17 protein-coding genes, 1 pseudogene and 1 riboswitch are annotated in these 15,040 nt (G+C 39.5%); of the genes and pseudogenes, 5 read left to right on the top strand and 13 right to left on the bottom strand.

The annotated features are described in order from the left end of the window. Positions 1-235: 235 nt before the first annotated feature. Positions 236-472, bottom strand: a complete 237-nt coding sequence (locus AB1471_RS09230) for a YuzB family protein (protein ID WP_367779469.1) — start codon at positions 470-472, stop codon at positions 236-238. A gap of 245 nt (positions 473-717) precedes the next feature. Here AB1471_RS09230 and AB1471_RS09225 point away from each other — a divergent pair, with 245 nt between their 5' ends. Together AB1471_RS09225 and AB1471_RS09220 are read left to right on the top strand one after the other, a co-directional pair. Then, a complete protein-coding gene (locus AB1471_RS09225; RefSeq protein WP_367779468.1) occupies positions 718-1,785 on the top strand; it encodes an NAD(P)/FAD-dependent oxidoreductase in 1,068 nt (355 codons plus the stop codon). A gap of 159 nt (positions 1,786-1,944) precedes the next feature. Further along, positions 1,945-2,168 (top strand): annotated as a pseudogene (locus tag AB1471_RS09220) (hypothetical protein); the annotation flags it as partial. Between the two features lie 77 nt (positions 2,169-2,245). Here the strand turns inward: AB1471_RS09220 and AB1471_RS09215 are convergent. Beyond that, complete coding sequence (locus AB1471_RS09215) at positions 2,246-2,578, bottom strand: YuzD family protein (RefSeq protein WP_367779467.1); 333 nt, start codon at positions 2,576-2,578, stop codon at positions 2,246-2,248. A 102-nt stretch (positions 2,579-2,680) separates the two neighbouring features. Between AB1471_RS09215 and AB1471_RS09210 the strand changes: the two genes are divergently transcribed. Continuing rightward, the gene (locus tag AB1471_RS09210) at positions 2,681-2,917 is read left to right on the top strand and encodes a NifU family protein (RefSeq protein ID WP_039810717.1); all 237 of its coding nucleotides are present in this window, start codon (positions 2,681-2,683) and stop codon (positions 2,915-2,917) included. A gap of 88 nt (positions 2,918-3,005) precedes the next feature. Here the strand turns inward: AB1471_RS09210 and AB1471_RS09205 are convergent, their stop codons facing one another. The 3 genes from AB1471_RS09205 to hepT form a co-directional block, all read right to left on the bottom strand. After that, positions 3,006-3,968 carry a 2-hydroxyacid dehydrogenase gene (locus AB1471_RS09205; RefSeq protein ID WP_367779466.1) on the bottom strand — a complete coding sequence of 321 codons (963 nt, stop codon included), beginning with the start codon at positions 3,966-3,968 and terminating at the stop codon, positions 3,006-3,008. A gap of 20 nt (positions 3,969-3,988) precedes the next feature. Continuing rightward, a complete protein-coding gene (locus tag AB1471_RS09200; protein WP_367779465.1) occupies positions 3,989-4,756 on the bottom strand; it encodes a TIGR01457 family HAD-type hydrolase in 768 nt (255 codons plus the stop codon). A gap of 131 nt (positions 4,757-4,887) precedes the next feature. Next, positions 4,888-5,325, bottom strand: coding sequence for a type VII toxin-antitoxin system HepT family RNase toxin (hepT, locus tag AB1471_RS09195; RefSeq protein ID WP_367779464.1), 438 nt, complete (start codon positions 5,323-5,325; stop codon positions 4,888-4,890). Between the two features lie 178 nt (positions 5,326-5,503). Here hepT and AB1471_RS09190 point away from each other — a divergent pair, with 178 nt between their 5' ends. Continuing rightward, positions 5,504-5,746 carry a cytosolic protein gene (locus AB1471_RS09190; protein ID WP_367779463.1) on the top strand — a complete coding sequence of 81 codons (243 nt, stop codon included), beginning with the start codon at positions 5,504-5,506 and terminating at the stop codon, positions 5,744-5,746. A gap of 129 nt (positions 5,747-5,875) precedes the next feature. Here AB1471_RS09190 and AB1471_RS09185 read toward each other — a convergent pair whose 3' ends face one another. Then, positions 5,876-6,157 carry a YutD family protein gene (locus AB1471_RS09185; RefSeq protein ID WP_367779462.1) on the bottom strand — a complete coding sequence of 94 codons (282 nt, stop codon included), beginning with the start codon at positions 6,155-6,157 and terminating at the stop codon, positions 5,876-5,878. A 113-nt stretch (positions 6,158-6,270) separates the two neighbouring features. Between AB1471_RS09185 and AB1471_RS09180 the strand changes: the two genes are divergently transcribed. After that, positions 6,271-6,948 carry a YhcN/YlaJ family sporulation lipoprotein gene (locus tag AB1471_RS09180; RefSeq protein ID WP_367779461.1) on the top strand — a complete coding sequence of 226 codons (678 nt, stop codon included), beginning with the start codon at positions 6,271-6,273 and terminating at the stop codon, positions 6,946-6,948. 71 nt (positions 6,949-7,019) lie between these two features. Here AB1471_RS09180 and lipA read toward each other — a convergent pair whose 3' ends face one another. The 7 genes from lipA to AB1471_RS09145 form a co-directional block, all read right to left on the bottom strand. Beyond that, positions 7,020-7,940, bottom strand: coding sequence for a lipoyl synthase (lipA, locus tag AB1471_RS09175; RefSeq protein WP_367779460.1), 921 nt, complete (start codon positions 7,938-7,940; stop codon positions 7,020-7,022). Between the two features lie 219 nt (positions 7,941-8,159). Continuing rightward, complete coding sequence (locus tag AB1471_RS09170; RefSeq protein WP_367779459.1) at positions 8,160-8,267, bottom strand: MetS family NSS transporter small subunit; 108 nt, start codon at positions 8,265-8,267, stop codon at positions 8,160-8,162. A gap of 1 nt (position 8,268) precedes the next feature. Beyond that, complete coding sequence (locus AB1471_RS09165) at positions 8,269-9,801, bottom strand: sodium-dependent transporter (protein WP_367779458.1); 1,533 nt, start codon at positions 9,799-9,801, stop codon at positions 8,269-8,271. Between the two features lie 238 nt (positions 9,802-10,039). Further along, positions 10,040-11,665 (bottom strand): Na+/H+ antiporter NhaC family protein, encoded by a 1,626-nt coding sequence (locus tag AB1471_RS09160; RefSeq protein WP_367779457.1) that lies wholly within the window; start codon positions 11,663-11,665, stop codon positions 10,040-10,042. Between the two features lie 118 nt (positions 11,666-11,783). Next, a riboswitch (Lysine riboswitch) is annotated at positions 11,784-11,965 on the bottom strand. 63 nt (positions 11,966-12,028) lie between these two features. Then, a complete protein-coding gene (yunB, locus tag AB1471_RS09155) occupies positions 12,029-12,784 on the bottom strand; it encodes a sporulation protein YunB (protein WP_367779456.1) in 756 nt (251 codons plus the stop codon). Positions 12,785-13,081: 297 nt separating this feature from the next. Beyond that, positions 13,082-13,339, bottom strand: a complete 258-nt coding sequence (locus AB1471_RS09150) for a hypothetical protein (RefSeq protein ID WP_367779455.1) — start codon at positions 13,337-13,339, stop codon at positions 13,082-13,084. A gap of 289 nt (positions 13,340-13,628) precedes the next feature. Beyond that, complete coding sequence (locus tag AB1471_RS09145) at positions 13,629-15,026, bottom strand: bifunctional metallophosphatase/5'-nucleotidase (protein WP_367779454.1); 1,398 nt, start codon at positions 15,024-15,026, stop codon at positions 13,629-13,631. Positions 15,027-15,040 lie beyond the last annotated feature (14 nt).

Below are 15,040 nucleotides of genomic sequence, written 5' to 3'. Positions count from 1 at the left end.
GTAAGGAGCAAGTTGAACGATTTAATTTAAAAATTTTATATCCTTTACACCCATTTGAAGGGGAGGACGTCTATTTTAACGCCCCTTTTGTCAAGCAACAAACCTTTCTTACAACATTTTTAATTTATAGATGTAACCTCCATTTTTAGCAATAATTATGTGAAGAACGAGCACAAAAATTTATATAAAAGCCCAATTGGTCAACGACCAACTGGGCTTTTGCTCATTTTATCTATTAAAACATTGGATTTTCTTCTAAATAAATATAAATCTCATCAACAAGCTTCTTTGGTGATTCGCTCTCCACAATGTCTCCATTGACGAGTGCAAAATACGAAGCTGCACATTTTCCACAATAACCTAAGCAACCATATTCAATCACATCAAGGTTTGGATCTCGCTCTAAAACTTCAAGTGCCTCTTGTGCACCGCTGGCTAAATTACTGATGCAAAACTCGATAATCGGTTTCATATTTTCACCTCTCACTACTCATCCATGCTACCTTGTTTACATCTAACCGTCAACGATTTGAATTCAATTTCGACAAAAGAAAAGTGAGAATTGTGAAGGAATTCCTTTATTGTTATTGTACATCTGACCTTAATCCGCTATACTTTTTATGAATATAGTCGAATTAATTCACTTTTTATGTGAATAGGCATCATATTGAAAGTGCTTACGCACACCAAACGCTGATTGCAAAGAGAGGGTTTTCCATGAGACAGTTAGTTTTACTTGGTGGAGGATACGGCAATATGCGTGTTTTGTTGCGCCTTTTGCCGAACCAACTCCCGGATGATGTGACAATCACGATGATTGATCGCACACCTTATCACTGCTTGAAAACCGAATATTACGCTTTAGCTTCGGGTACGATTTCAGACCAAGAAGTACGAGTTGGTTTCCCTGAGCACGAGCGATTATCGATTCGATACGGCACAGTTTCGAATATTGACACAACAAATCAACAAGTTAGGTTAGAAGATGGATCATCTGTGTCCTATGATGATCTGATTGTGGGACTTGGCTGTGAAGACAAATACCATAACGTACCTGGCGCAGATGAATACACACATAGTATTCAGTCGATCTACCAAGCCCGCGCAACATATGAAAAGCTTTCCAACCTACCATCTGGCTCTATTGTTGGGATAGTCGGTGCAGGCCTTAGTGGCATTGAATTAGCGAGTGAACTTAGGGAAAGCCGCTCAGACCTAATCATCAAGCTATTTGATCGCGGCGAGCGCATCTTACCAGCATTCCCTGTCCGCCTTAGTAGCTACGTTCAAAAATGGTTCGATGCGAACAATGTTGACATTGTCAGTAACTCGAACATTACAAAGGTTGAGCCAAACATGCTCTTTAACCATGAGGAAACAATTCCTGTGGATGTTTGCGTTTGGACAGCAGGTATTCAACCAGTGGAAGTTGTGCGAAACATTCCATGTGAAACAGATTCTTCTAAACGATTAGTGTTGTCTCCACATCACAATTTACCTGATGACGAGCACGTTTACATCGTCGGAGATTGTGCAAGCCTGCCTTTTGCTCCAAGTGCTCAGCTCGCTGAAGAACAAGCAGAGCAAATTGTCAAAGTATTGATGATGCGTTGGAATAACGAAGAATTACCCGCTGAAATGCCTAAAATCAAGCTCAAAGGATTTATGGGCTCACTTGGCAAGAAACAAGGCTTTGCCTATCTTGCAGACCGCACGATTACAGGACGCATCGCCCGTTTATTGAAGTCTGGTGTATTGTGGATGTACAAGTATCATAATGGATAGGGTTTCTCCAACTTTCGCAATCACTCAATATTTACTAAAAACCACGCTCTTTCATTTGAGCGTGGTTTTTCGATGATAATCAAAAATGTACCTACACCTACTAAGATAAGAGTGATTTCGTAAGTGATGTTCATAATTTAATAATTGGTCCTAGGTTGTCTGACGGTTCCGGCTTTAGTTGCAGGGGCATTTATGAATCTTAACTTTTTGTTAGCTGGAACAGTTAGTACCAACCCTAATCTATTTACAGTCGCAATGATTCTGTTATTAGTTGGTTCAGCAAGATACTACTGGGGTGCAGTCGATATTTCATGCCGTTTATTAAACAGTGCCTGCACAAAAACAGCAGCGATCTTTGTGAGAGATCGCTGCTGTTTTTATAAATGCTAACACAAAGACTTCAACAATGTACGCTACAGCTAACAAAAACCACCAATGGTTTAAAGGTGACAGGTACCACTTATTCTTTTTCTGCTTTATACCCATATTTCTCAAACTCAGCAAACACCGTCTTTAATCTTGGGTTTCCCTCCCCAACAATCTCGTCACCAATCAACACGACGGGGTAGAATAAATCTTCTTCTACTACTCGATTGACAAACGCAGCTTTTTTTTCATCCTGTTGTTCAAGATTTATATCTACATAGTCCATTTTGAATGGTTGCGTTGGAAATTTTCTTCCGATGGCTGCTTCTAACCATTCGTATGTTTCTTTAGAAGATGGAGCACCGACACAGCTTGGGCAGATGGTTTCGGTTCCGTAAACGGTGACTGTGACTGTTTTTAATGACATGATGAGCACTTCCTTTCAATTAAAGGGAATCATTTAATCTAGATGGATGGATTTTTTTCGTCACTCTTATTATAATAGAAGGCAGGAAAGGAGTCGATTCGAATGACAGAAGTTGAAATGAAAGATTCAGTTCAAGAGGTTCTTGATAAACTTCGTCCATTCCTTCTTCGCGATGGTGGAGACTGTGAATTAGTGGACGTTGAAGATGGCATTGTAAAACTTAGGCTTCTTGGTGCTTGCGGTACATGCCCAAGCTCGACGATTACACTAAAAGCGGGTATCGAGCGCGCACTACTTGAAGAAGTTCCTGGCGTAGTTGAGGTAGAACAAGTATTTTAATTGTACTTCTATAATGTGAGTGGTACGTATCCACTTCTTATAATGCTCAAACCCCCTCACAAACACTGTGAGGGGGTTTTTCGTTCTATTATGCACGAACAGCTGTCACTGCATCTTTCCCATTTAACACGTTCGTTATATTTTCTGCACACAATTCCATCATGGTATATCTCGTTGCGCGTGAAGCACTGCCAATATGAGGTGCAGCTACAACATTAGGTAGTGACAGCAGTGGGTGGTCCTTGCTGATTGGTTCATTTTCAAATACATCAAGTCCCGCTCCAGCGATTTCTCCATTTTGAAGGGCTGCAAATAAGGCATTTTCATCCACCACAGGACCTCTGCCTGCATTGATGAGAAAGGCACCTTTCTGCATTTTAGCGAACTGTTCAGTACTTAGCATTCCTTTTGTTTCAGCTGTTAAAGGTGCTAAGCAAACAACAAAATCTGATTGGGATAATAAGTCATCTAACGAAACGTGCTTTGCCCCGAATGCTTCTTCCGCTTCCCGCTTACGAGAACGTGTATGATACAGCACGTCCATATCAAATCCTTTTGCACGTTTTGCTACCGCTTCTCCGATACTCCCCATGCCGATGATGCCTATTGTTTTGTGATGAATGTCACTGCCAGCAAGTAAATAAGGTGACCAGGATTGCCATTCGCCGTTTTTAATATATTCACTTGCTTCAACAATTCGTCTTGCAACAGCCATCAACAATGAAAACGTAAGATCTGCTGTTGTACCAGTTAACACATCAGGCGTGTTTGATATGGTCACACCTCGTTCCGTTGCTTCTTTGACATCAATGTTGTCATATCCTACTGCTAAATTAGCGACGATTTTAAGCTCAGGTGCATGGTTGAATAATTCAGCATCCACTTTATCAGACAGCATTGTCATCAACGCATGAGCAGTCTTGGCCTGTCTAAGTAATTCCTCACGCGGAACAGGCTTATCCTCGTGTGGCCACACTTCGACAGAAAAATGTTGCTTCAACTCGTGAATTACACGGTCATCAATTTTGCGTGTGATAAAAACCTTTTTCATCCTGGTTTCCCCCTTTAAAATTATCGAATGTCCCACTCAGCTAGTGAAGAAATAGAGTACGTTGGTTGCTGGTCCATTTCCTCAAGCATTTCAACCGTTGTTACACCGGTATGGACGATCAGTGTATCCATGCCAACATTCAAGCCAGCTTTTATATCGGTATCGTAGTTATCGCCAATCATCAGAACATCCTCTTTTGGTAAACCAAGAACCTCTAATGCTTGTTCCATAATGACAGCTTCTGGCTTGCCAATAAATAAAGGCTGGGTTTGAGTGGAAACAGCTATAACTGACGTGAGAGACCCGTTTCCAGGTAATAATCCTCGTTCAGTCGGAATGGCAATGTCACCATTAGTGGAAATAAACTTTGCCCCACCCCGCACAGCGAGTGTACCGAGCGCTAACTTTTCATACGTAATTTCTCGGTCTAACCCTACCACCACATAATCTGGAGAGTCCGTCACAAGCTTCATTCCTTTGTCAGTCAGCGCTTGGCGTATCCCTTCTCCACCAATCACATAAATAGAAGCATTGCTTTTCTCTTCTGAAATGTAAGCAGCTGTCGCCATTGAAGTGGTAAACACTTGCTCATTAGTAACCGGCACATCAAATTGAGTCAAGTGTGCCGCAACTTGATCAGGTGTTTTAGAAGAATTGTTTGTAACAAATAAATAAGGAAGTCCTTTATCTCTAAGTTTTTTCACAAACGTTACAGCTTCTTCAATTCGCTCTGTTCCTCTATACATTGTGCCATCAAGGTCAATTAAATATCCTTTGTAAGACTTCATTTTCGTTGTCATCCTTCCAGTTAATTCGTGCATTCTTTCACAATATAGTTTATCATGTCGTAATCATTTTGAATCATCAATTTTCACGACCTGAAAAAAGCACCATCTTATAAAGCGACGGTGCTCATCCGTTAATTTTTAAAGGCAGATACTGGACCAAGTTCATTCGTTAAATACTTTCGAATGCTAAATGGAAATTGTTTTAGAGAGGGCAGTGCATTTAAAAATAAAGTGAAAATTTTATCGTGATCTACTTCTATGTATTGTTGAACAAGTGATTTTCGTGCACCAACCACTTCTTTTAAAGGTTCAATCATGTCTTTTGTAATTACTTTCTCATCATCTAAAATGTCAATGATGTCTTCGTAACTTCCAGGATCACGCATGATAAAACCATCAATCATCGTATTTCCTATATCCAAAATCACTTCAATTAATACATGCGTACTACGCTCAAAAGCTAATTGCTCCAATTCTGTTTGAAAAGAACGATTTTTTCCAATAAACTCCAGTTGTTTTTCCATATATAGTAGTGTTTGCTCAATTTTTTCACGATCCACAAAATACATGATTGTCACGCTCCATTAAGGTTAAGAGTAAAAGTAATTCTCATCTTTAGTGTACCACATTTATGATTGATCTTTCGTACGTCTTCTTGAGTTGCAGGTTAGTGAGCATTCATTACTTATAAACACGCACAAAAGATCTGTGAAATGGGCAAGCTACAATAAAGGAGGTGAATATAGCTTGTTTGATGACCAGAAAGAGGAATACCACGATTTCTCCAACGTTGAAGTTGGAAGACAGTATCTTATACCAGAATCATTGCCCGAAGGTCCCTATGGATCACCACGAGGCAAATATACACTCGTCAGAAATAAATCAGGACCATGGCGAGAGGGACAACGATATTACAGTGCATACAATTACGAAAATAAAAGCTTACACAAAGACATTCCGAGAACGGACCCTGCATCTCACATGCCTTAAACAGGAAATTAACGGTGATTTATATATATTATGTAAACCTTTTTAGCTTTTCTTTACTGTCCGAATTCCATTTTTATGACAAAATAAATCCGCACCTGATTAAAAAAACAAAAAAATGACCTCGGCGGGTCACTTTTTTGTTTCAACCTTTTTCATCACAAAATACGGGCAACCGAAATTGCAGTACTCATATAAATAATCTTTCACCGTTGAAATTTTTGTATCAAACGATGATTTTTGGTTTTGATCGTCAAAAAACCCTTTTAATCGAAGTTGGCCATAGCCCCAATCACCAACAATAAAATCATATTTATGGAGAATTTCACTGTATCTTTCTTCAAATGCTTCTTGTTCGAATGCTTCGCGGAACTCATCCACGATCTCATAATAGTGATTATGAACAGTAATCACAAAAGACACCACCCTTTTTTCAATCCCTTGACATCATTATACCGCAAAAACCAGCATTTACTACGAAAATCCACTCTTTACTTGGAGATTCTAAGCACAGGGAGGCGAAAATAATGAAAAGGTATGGTGCATTTTTATTGATGGGATCTCTCGTACTCAGTGCTTGTTCAGCACCCAATTTACCAACTGTTCAAAGCGAGGATGAAAATTCTTCCACTGGAGAAACAATGGAGAATAACACAACAGAGAATGATTTTGGATACGCAAGTTTGGCCACCAATCCAGATGACCATCGTGGTGAAATGAATGGAAAAGAATATAAGCTCGATCGCCAAGTTACAGCCGATGCTATCAGCCGTTTTGGCTCTGCTGTCCAAGGAGTGGAAAGCGTCACGACCGTCGTGACTGATGAAGAGGTACTCATCTCATATCAGATCGCTGAAGACGCCGATATAGATCGCAATGAGACGGCTGATCAAATCAAACGTAATGCTCTTTCCGTTATCCCAAGATGGTTTCACGTCTATGTGACAGATGACCCATCTCTTCGGGTAAATGTGGAAAACCTAGCGCAAACTCATTTATCCAAAAAGGATATGGAAACAGCTATCAGTGCCACGATTGAAATGATGAAAGAAAGTTCTCCACAAGGATATCCAGTGGGTGACGGGGAAAATGAGAATGGTGAAACGAAGGATGAAGAAATTTCAAACACGATAATGAAAGAGAACGAAATCGATTTAGCACCAGCTGCAATGGATATTGGACGCAAAAAAACAGCAGATGCATAATCTGCTGTTTTTTTATCCTAATTAAGGAAACATTATAAAAGACGCCCTATGTTTCCTTGGCTAGATGTTCTTTATGCTTGCTGTTGTTTTTCACCTTGAGCTTGGCGCTGTTTAGATGCAGCGTTTACTTGCTCATCAGCATGATACGATGAACGCACAAGAGGTCCTGCTTCACAATGCTTGAATCCTTTTGTCATTGCGATCTCACGTAGTTCACCAAATTCTTGAGGTGTGTAATATTTGAGAACTGGAAGATGCTTTTTCGATGGCTGCAAATACTGTCCAATCGTCATAATATCTACATCATGTGCACGCAGATCATCCATTGTTTGTATAATTTCTTCTTTCGTTTCCCCAAGACCAATCATCAGACTAGATTTTGTCGGGATGTCAGGTTGAAGCTCTTTAGATCGCTGAAGAAGCTCGAGTGATCGGTGATATTTTGCACGTGCTCGAACTCTTGGTGTTAAGCGCTCGACCGTTTCGATATTATGATTAAGAATATCAGGGCGAGCAGCCATTAACGTTTGGATATTTTCATAAATACCACCCATATCAGATGGTAAAACTTCAACAGTTGTAAAAGGATTTTTCCTTTTAATTGCGCGGACCGTTTCAGCAAATACCTCTGCTCCTCCGTCTTTTAAATCATCTCGCGCAACAGCTGTGATCACAGCATGCTTCAAGTTCATCAATTGAACAGAATCAGCCACTCGTTCTGGCTCCGCTAAATCAAGTTCTGTTGGCAGACCTGTTTTGATTGCACAAAAACGACATGCACGTGTACAGACGTCACCTAAAATCATAAATGTTGCCGTTCTTCTTATCCCCCAACATTCATGAATATTCGGACATTTCGCTTCTTCACATACCGTGTGAAGATTTTTTTCCCGCATCATTTTCTTTAATCCTGTGTAGTTCTCGTTCGTGTTCAGCTTAATTTTCAACCACTCTGGCTTTCTCAAATAGCCGTCTTTCGTCGTTGTACTCATTTTACTCTCTCCCACCTTATACGTATTTATGATAAGAACTCCGTTCGAAGTTAACAAGAGCAATACAAAAATAACAGACTTTCATTTATGTATTATATAATTCCACCTTATCACAGTGCTATGTTGAAAACAAGATTGCTTACAATAAGCTCCTATCATGATTAATGGCGTAGATAAAAGTAAAAAGAGCCCGCCGAGGCAGACTCTTTAAACGTTTTATTATGCGGTTTTTCTTGATTTTCTTACAGCGTTTACAATACTTGCAGTAAGTCCGCCCCAAAGTAAGCCGATCCCTACAATCATCATAACAATCGCACCCATTGACATATTATCCCACCTTTTTATCTTCTTCATTGAAACTAGCGTGTTTTTTATTCCATTTAGTAAGCGATAAGAGAATCCCTAGGATTAATGCAGCGCCTGCAACAGCTACCCCTCCAAATAATACGAACGTTGTCGTGTACCCTTCATAGTTCCCCGTGTCAGTAGCAAACTCTTGAAGGATGTTTTGTTTCAACAAACCAAACATCATGTAACCAAGTACGATTGGTGTAATAAATACTAGACAGAACTTCCACCAACCACCCAATTTAATGTCAGATGTAAGGTTTGCGTGTGAACGTAATCCGTCTGCTTTTCTTAAGATCCAAATGACCATAATAACTTCAACTAATCCCAATGCAGCAACACCAAATTGGTTAATGAAGTAATCTACAGCGTCTAGGAAGAACAATCCGCCTTGTGTTGCAAAAAGAGTCGAAATAATAGCAGCCAATCCTCCACCAAAGACTACAGCTTTCGACCGAGAAGTTCCGAATTTTTCAGATATCCCTGCCACATATGTTTCTGTAATCGATATTAGAGAACTTAGACCAGCAAGAGTAAGTGACAAGAAGAATAATACGCCGAACAATCCGTTCATTCCTGGAAACTGGTTAATAATTTGTGGGAATACTGCAAAGGCAAGTCCCACTCCAGCATCAGCAACATCAGCAACCGGAACATTCATTTGAGTCGCCATGAAACCTAATGCGGCAAACACCCCAATACCCGCAAGCAACTCAAATCCAGAGTTAGCAAAACCTGTAATGAAGGCATTGTTTGTAATATCCGATTTTTTTGATAAATAACTTGAATATGTAATCATAATTGCAAAGGCAATTGATAAACTAAAGAAAATATGACCATATGCAGCGACCCAAATCGTTGGATCCGTGATAAGATCAAAATTCGGTTCGAAGAAAGCATTTAAACCTGTTGCTGCTCCAGGTAACGTCACAGCACGTACAACAATAATTAAAAATAAGACAACAAGTGTTGGAATGAAAATTCGATTGGCCATTTCAATTCCTTTTTTAACACCTTTAAACAAAATTCCTAGTGCGAGCCCCCACACTATGATTAGCGGAATTAATATCCCCCATACCATTCCACCTGTTTCACCAGGTGCAACATCTAACTTCAAAAATTCACTAAATAAAAATGCTTCAGGGTCCTCTCCCCACGCTTGATTGAATGAAAAAATGGTATATCTCATTGACCAAGCAATGATAACTGCGTAATAAGTGGAAATAATAAATGCTACACTTAACCCCCACCAGCCGATCCACTCTGATTTTTTACCGCCCAAGCGGAAAAATGTTAATGGTGCTGATCCTCGATACTTATGTCCCATGGTAAATTCCATTATAAGGATTGGAATTCCTGCTGTTAAAAGAGCGAATAAGTACGGGATTAAGAATGCTCCACCACCATTTTCATAAGCAACGTACGGAAAGCGCCAGATGTTTCCTAGACCTACCGCTGAACCGACTGCTGCCAAAATAAAGCCAGCGCGAGTTCCCCATTGTTGACGATCCATCTTTCTCCTCCTTGTTTTTCTTCCAAACATTACTGGAAGTTCGTTATTTTCTGATTATTTTGTGTAATCTGAAATAATTATAGCACTTAATACCTAAATATTAAAGATAATTTCGAAAAAAATTTAATTATGTCGAATTATCAAAAAATAAACTAAATACTTCCATATTTATATTAATTTAAGATTTTCTAAACACAAAAAGAGTCACCCTTAGCAGGTAACTCTTTTTGATAAAAGATTATTTGTTTGCTAGTGCTTCGTCAGCCGAAACAACTCTTGCCTTATCTGGGTTTCTTCCCATAACAATAGCAAATACAACTAACAAGATAGCAACCAAGCCAAGCGCCAACCATGTGTTTCCTGTGAATCCTAGAAGTACATAACCAGCAGCAGCAATAATTGCACTTGTAACTGCGTAAGGAATTTGTGTTACAACGTGATCAATGTGATTACTTCCCGCTCCAGTTGAGGAAAGTATCGTTGTATCTGACATCGGTGAACAATGATCTCCAAATACCGATCCTGCAAGAACAGCGGCCATTGCTGGTAATAGTAATGAAATATCAGTTGCTGCCATTACCGAGCCAGCAATCGGAAGTAAGATCGCAAATGATCCCCATGATGTACCCGTCGAAAAGGCCATCACTCCTGCGACAACAAACAAGATAACTGGAAGCCATGCAACAGAGAGATTTGAAGCTTCCACAATGCCTGCTAAGTATTCATCTGTTTTTATATCTCCAATCAATCCAACAATCATCCATGCAAAGGATAAAATGTAAATAGCCGGCAACATGGATTTGATTCCTTCTTTTAATGCAAGGAAAAACTCTGCTCCACCAATATTGCTTGAGCGCTTGACCTGGCGAATGAAAAAGCCAATTGTCACTACAAGTCCAACCATTCCACCGTAAACCAATGATGTCGCCACGTCAGTATAGGCAAACATATCTAGCAGTGATGCTGATTGACCAGTCTCTTCTGTGTATAGCTGACTGCCTGTCCAAAGCATCGCTGCAACGGTTCCGATAAGTAACGCCACGATTGGCCAAATCAAATCACCAACTGTTCCATGCTTACTTGTTGGCAAATCGGTTTTCAACTCACCTGGAATTTCTTTTGTTTCATCATATAATTTACCTGTTTCAATCGCTCTGTCCTCATGCTTACGCATTTGACCAAAATCAACACCGCGAAAAGCGACGATAAAGACAACACCAAGTGCCGCCCAAACATAAAGATTCATCGGCACCATTTGCATAAATGCAGAGAACGCTGTGTATTCAGTAATCGCATGATCAGCTAATATTGCAGCGATAATAGTGATGATGTAAGCTCCCCAGCTTGATACGGGAGATATTACACACACTGGTGCAGCTGTTGAATCAAGTAAATAAGATAGTTTTGCACGAGATACCTTGTGTCGGTCAGTAACCGGTCTTGCAACTTGTCCAACTACTAGACTGTTAAAATAATCATCAATAAAAATAATAACACCTAAGCAAGCCGTCATCACTTGGGCTCCAGCACGTGTTTTCACACGTTTCATCGCCCATTCACCAAATGCTCTTGCTCCACCTGAGACGTTAATAAATGCAGTAATTACACCTAAGATAAGCAAAAATAGCATGATAAAGATATTCCAAACATTTAATTCTCCTGCAGCTCCATCTGATCCATATGACCAGAATAAACCGCTAAATGACAACCATAACGTTTTTAACGTATTTACCACAGCAAAGTCCGTTAAAAGCAATGCCGCTGTGACAATCCCTGCTCCTAATGATAGGAGTACTCTTCTTGTGATTAACACCATAAAGATGGCAATAATCGGTGGTAATAATGATAACCAAGTTCCTTCCATAATATCCTCCTTTTTTGATAGGGTATGGAGGCGCGCAAGACGTGAAAAAAACGCAAAAAAGGGCAATGATAGAGGACTCTACCATTACCCTTATATTTACAGTAATGTATGCTCCATCACGATCTGTAGCTCCTCATAACATAAACAAGTTATGCAATGAGAGTGTTATCCTTCTTTAAGATAACCCCAATGATACAACCTTGACAGATAATATCATTTCGGCAGTTTTCCCTTTCAACTGTGATCGTTGTTGTCATCCTCACACAGTATACTCTTGAAAACCGCTCCTCTACCCCATCGGTATGATGTGGTTTATTCTTTTTACATACCTATATTATCATCCAAATCTTTTCTTGACAAGTGTTAATTAGAAGGAGGTAAAGGTATCGCTGGTGTCATGCCTTCCCCAACATTATAAAAGTCTGGAACCTCACCTCTAAATATACCCATAGCAACCGGAATATCTTGTTCGATTGTTGTTAATTGTGTTGCAAACGGTACAATAATCTGCACATTTACGCTTAAACGAATGCTCACTTCCACAAATACATTATTAATACCAAAATCAGTCATTTTCGGAATGATTTGGGAGGTCACGCTTCCTATTGCATGAAATCGGATCGGAATTTGCGGTCCAAGGTTTCCAAGCAAAGCATTATTCGTCGCCTGACCAAGCGGCACCGTATAAACGATGCCCTCGGTATCACCTAAACCTCCAGTATCCAGTTCAATATCCAGTTCAGGAGTCAATGAATCCAAAATACTTGTATCTCCCCGTTCAATTGCTTTCAATTGTGCTTGGACAAGTTGAGTCGTTTCTGTTTGCAATCGGTTCATAATCTCTGCATTAAACGTGATATCTGAAGAATCCGGTGATACATTTTCGACAATATCATTTATACCCATTTCGTTTGCAATTTCACTACTTACCGCCCTGCTGATCACGAGAGCCGCAATTTTTTTCGTTTGTGATTCTGCATAAAGCATGAGCGAGGGCTTGATTCCCGTATTAATTAACCACAACCCTAGAACAGTAAAACCGATAAAAAGAATGGAGGAGAATAGCCAAACATAACGCATTGGCAAGGGCCCTAGTGTACGCTTCGGTTTCCATTTCATAAAAAAACGCCCTCCTTCGCTTTAGTGTATGCGAAGAATTGGGCGATTTTCCTGTATTCTAAAGATCGACTAACATCATGTCTTGATAATAACAACATCAAGCACAGCAATTAAACTTAGTTCATGGCTCTATAATGACGCGTTCCCAGCTCTTGTAGGACTTTTTTAAAAGTGTCCATTATTCGGGTTACAGTTCAAGCCACAGCAGGATGGGTTATTTCTCATTAACTTTTTTCTACCACTCACTTATGCGTGTAGCCTGTTGGTCTAGAGAGTTACACACACAATTGTGTACCCTTAATCACAATCACAATGATGTTTGGATTTTTTAACTAGACAGATCACTAAAATGATTACCGCGATAATCAATATTAGAACAAAGAACAGTAATCCAAATACTAAATATATTTCTATAAATGTTTCCTCAAAGTCAGGAGCAAAGGCAATTCCATCAATAAGTGCTTTTACACTAATTGCTATGCTTATAGCTATGGCCCCTAAAGTAATAAATATTCCAAGAAAACAAAGCCCTTTACATTCTTTACATTTACTCAACGACTTCACCCCATTTTATATTTTATTTCATTTTATGTTTTGTTTTTTGTTTTTGTGTTAAATTATTAAAAGGGAAACGCCCATATCCATTACGGATACAGACGCTTTGGTCATTGCCGTTTCACAACAAAATTAGGAATGTCAGCACCAAGTTGCAGGAAAATTGTCCGTAGTTCATCTAATAAAAATTGATGCACAAAAAAACCTCTAACGTCCACATAATGGATGAAAGAGGTTTGTTATTCTATTCATTGTCCTTCTTCATCTTAAAGTACATCTTCTCTATAAATTATTTATCGGTAGATTGAATGGAATTTTTAGAAAAATCTGGTTCTAACCGCTTGATTTTTTCTTTTAAAATATCACGTAGGAACTCAGGCATAAAATACTGTTTTTTTGCTCGTTGCATTGCCGGGAAAAAGAAACCGAACGTAAACATATCAACCGTCGCTACTGTGTATGTTTTATCCGTTTCAACTGGTTCATCATTTACAAAAAATTGGTTAGCTCTGCTTTCAATCCCTTCATACACAAACGTTCCTAGAATTGTTCCTCTGAAACCTAGCCCTTTGACCACAGTTGTTGGCCACTCTTGATTTTGAGATTGTCTAAGAACTTCTTTTAGCTCACTTCCTGACAGTTCTACAGCACAAGGGTTTATTGGGTGCGGTAATATACGATGTAGATCATAGACTGTTACTGGACCTGCAGGTAGCTCATCCAATAAAAGTCCGCCCGTAATCATTCCACAATCGGCCCCACACCATTCAACGATCGCAGAACTTAACATTTTAGCTAAATGCGTTGGGGCCAATGGATGATGATCGAGAGACTGATCGAGATTAGTCACAACACCCGATAAAAGCTTTTTTCCTTCTTCATGCCACTGCATAATTTCTCGCATTTCGTTTGAAGAAGGAGGCAAAGATTCCGTATTAACAAGTGAAGCTGTTTTATCCGTTATGCGCTTCGTTTCATGATCAAATTCAAGTTCAATCTTTCCTATATACATGCCATATTTTCCTGCAGCTGCAAGTAGAGATTTGTTATGAATTTTACCCAATTCCAGCACGTGGTGTGTGTGTCCACCCATAATAACATCAATATCTGGACATTCTTCTGCCACCCACTCATCTTCACGAATACCTAAATGGGAAAGAAATAGGATGATATCCGCCTGTTCTTTTAACACACGAACTTGTGCCTTTAACTCATCCTTTGCTGATGTCACATGCCAACCAAGCCGATCATAAAGCGCCCCATATTCTGCGGTTACACCAACAATCCCAATCTTCGTTCCTTTTGTAGTTTTCTTAATCAACGTCGGGATTACCCAATCAGGTCTACTACCCTCTTTAGTAAAAAGGTTCGCTACCACGACTTCAAACTCAGCTTCATCATATAAATGATTGAGGTCTTCATAAGGAAATGTAATGCCTTCATTGTTGCCAATGGTAACTGCATCATATCCGACTTCATTAAGCAAACGAACATTTTCTCTTCCTTTTGATCCTTCAGTTAGCGGATGTGATCGATCGGCATGATCACCAATATCAAAGACGAACACGGGTTCACCTTTTTTCTGGTGATGTCGTTTGCGTGACAGTATGTAATCTCGAATCCTCGACCAATTCTCAAAGTGACTATGAAGATCATTTGTATGATAAAGATATATTTTTTCTTTCATAGGGAGTAACTCCA

This window comes from Jeotgalibacillus marinus, assembly GCF_040801915.1.
GTDB classification, from domain to species: Bacteria; Bacillota; Bacilli; order Bacillales; family Jeotgalibacillaceae; genus Jeotgalibacillus; species Jeotgalibacillus marinus.
The sequence above is the reverse complement of the archived record's forward strand: the minus strand, read 5'-3'. Positions and strand labels throughout refer to the sequence as shown.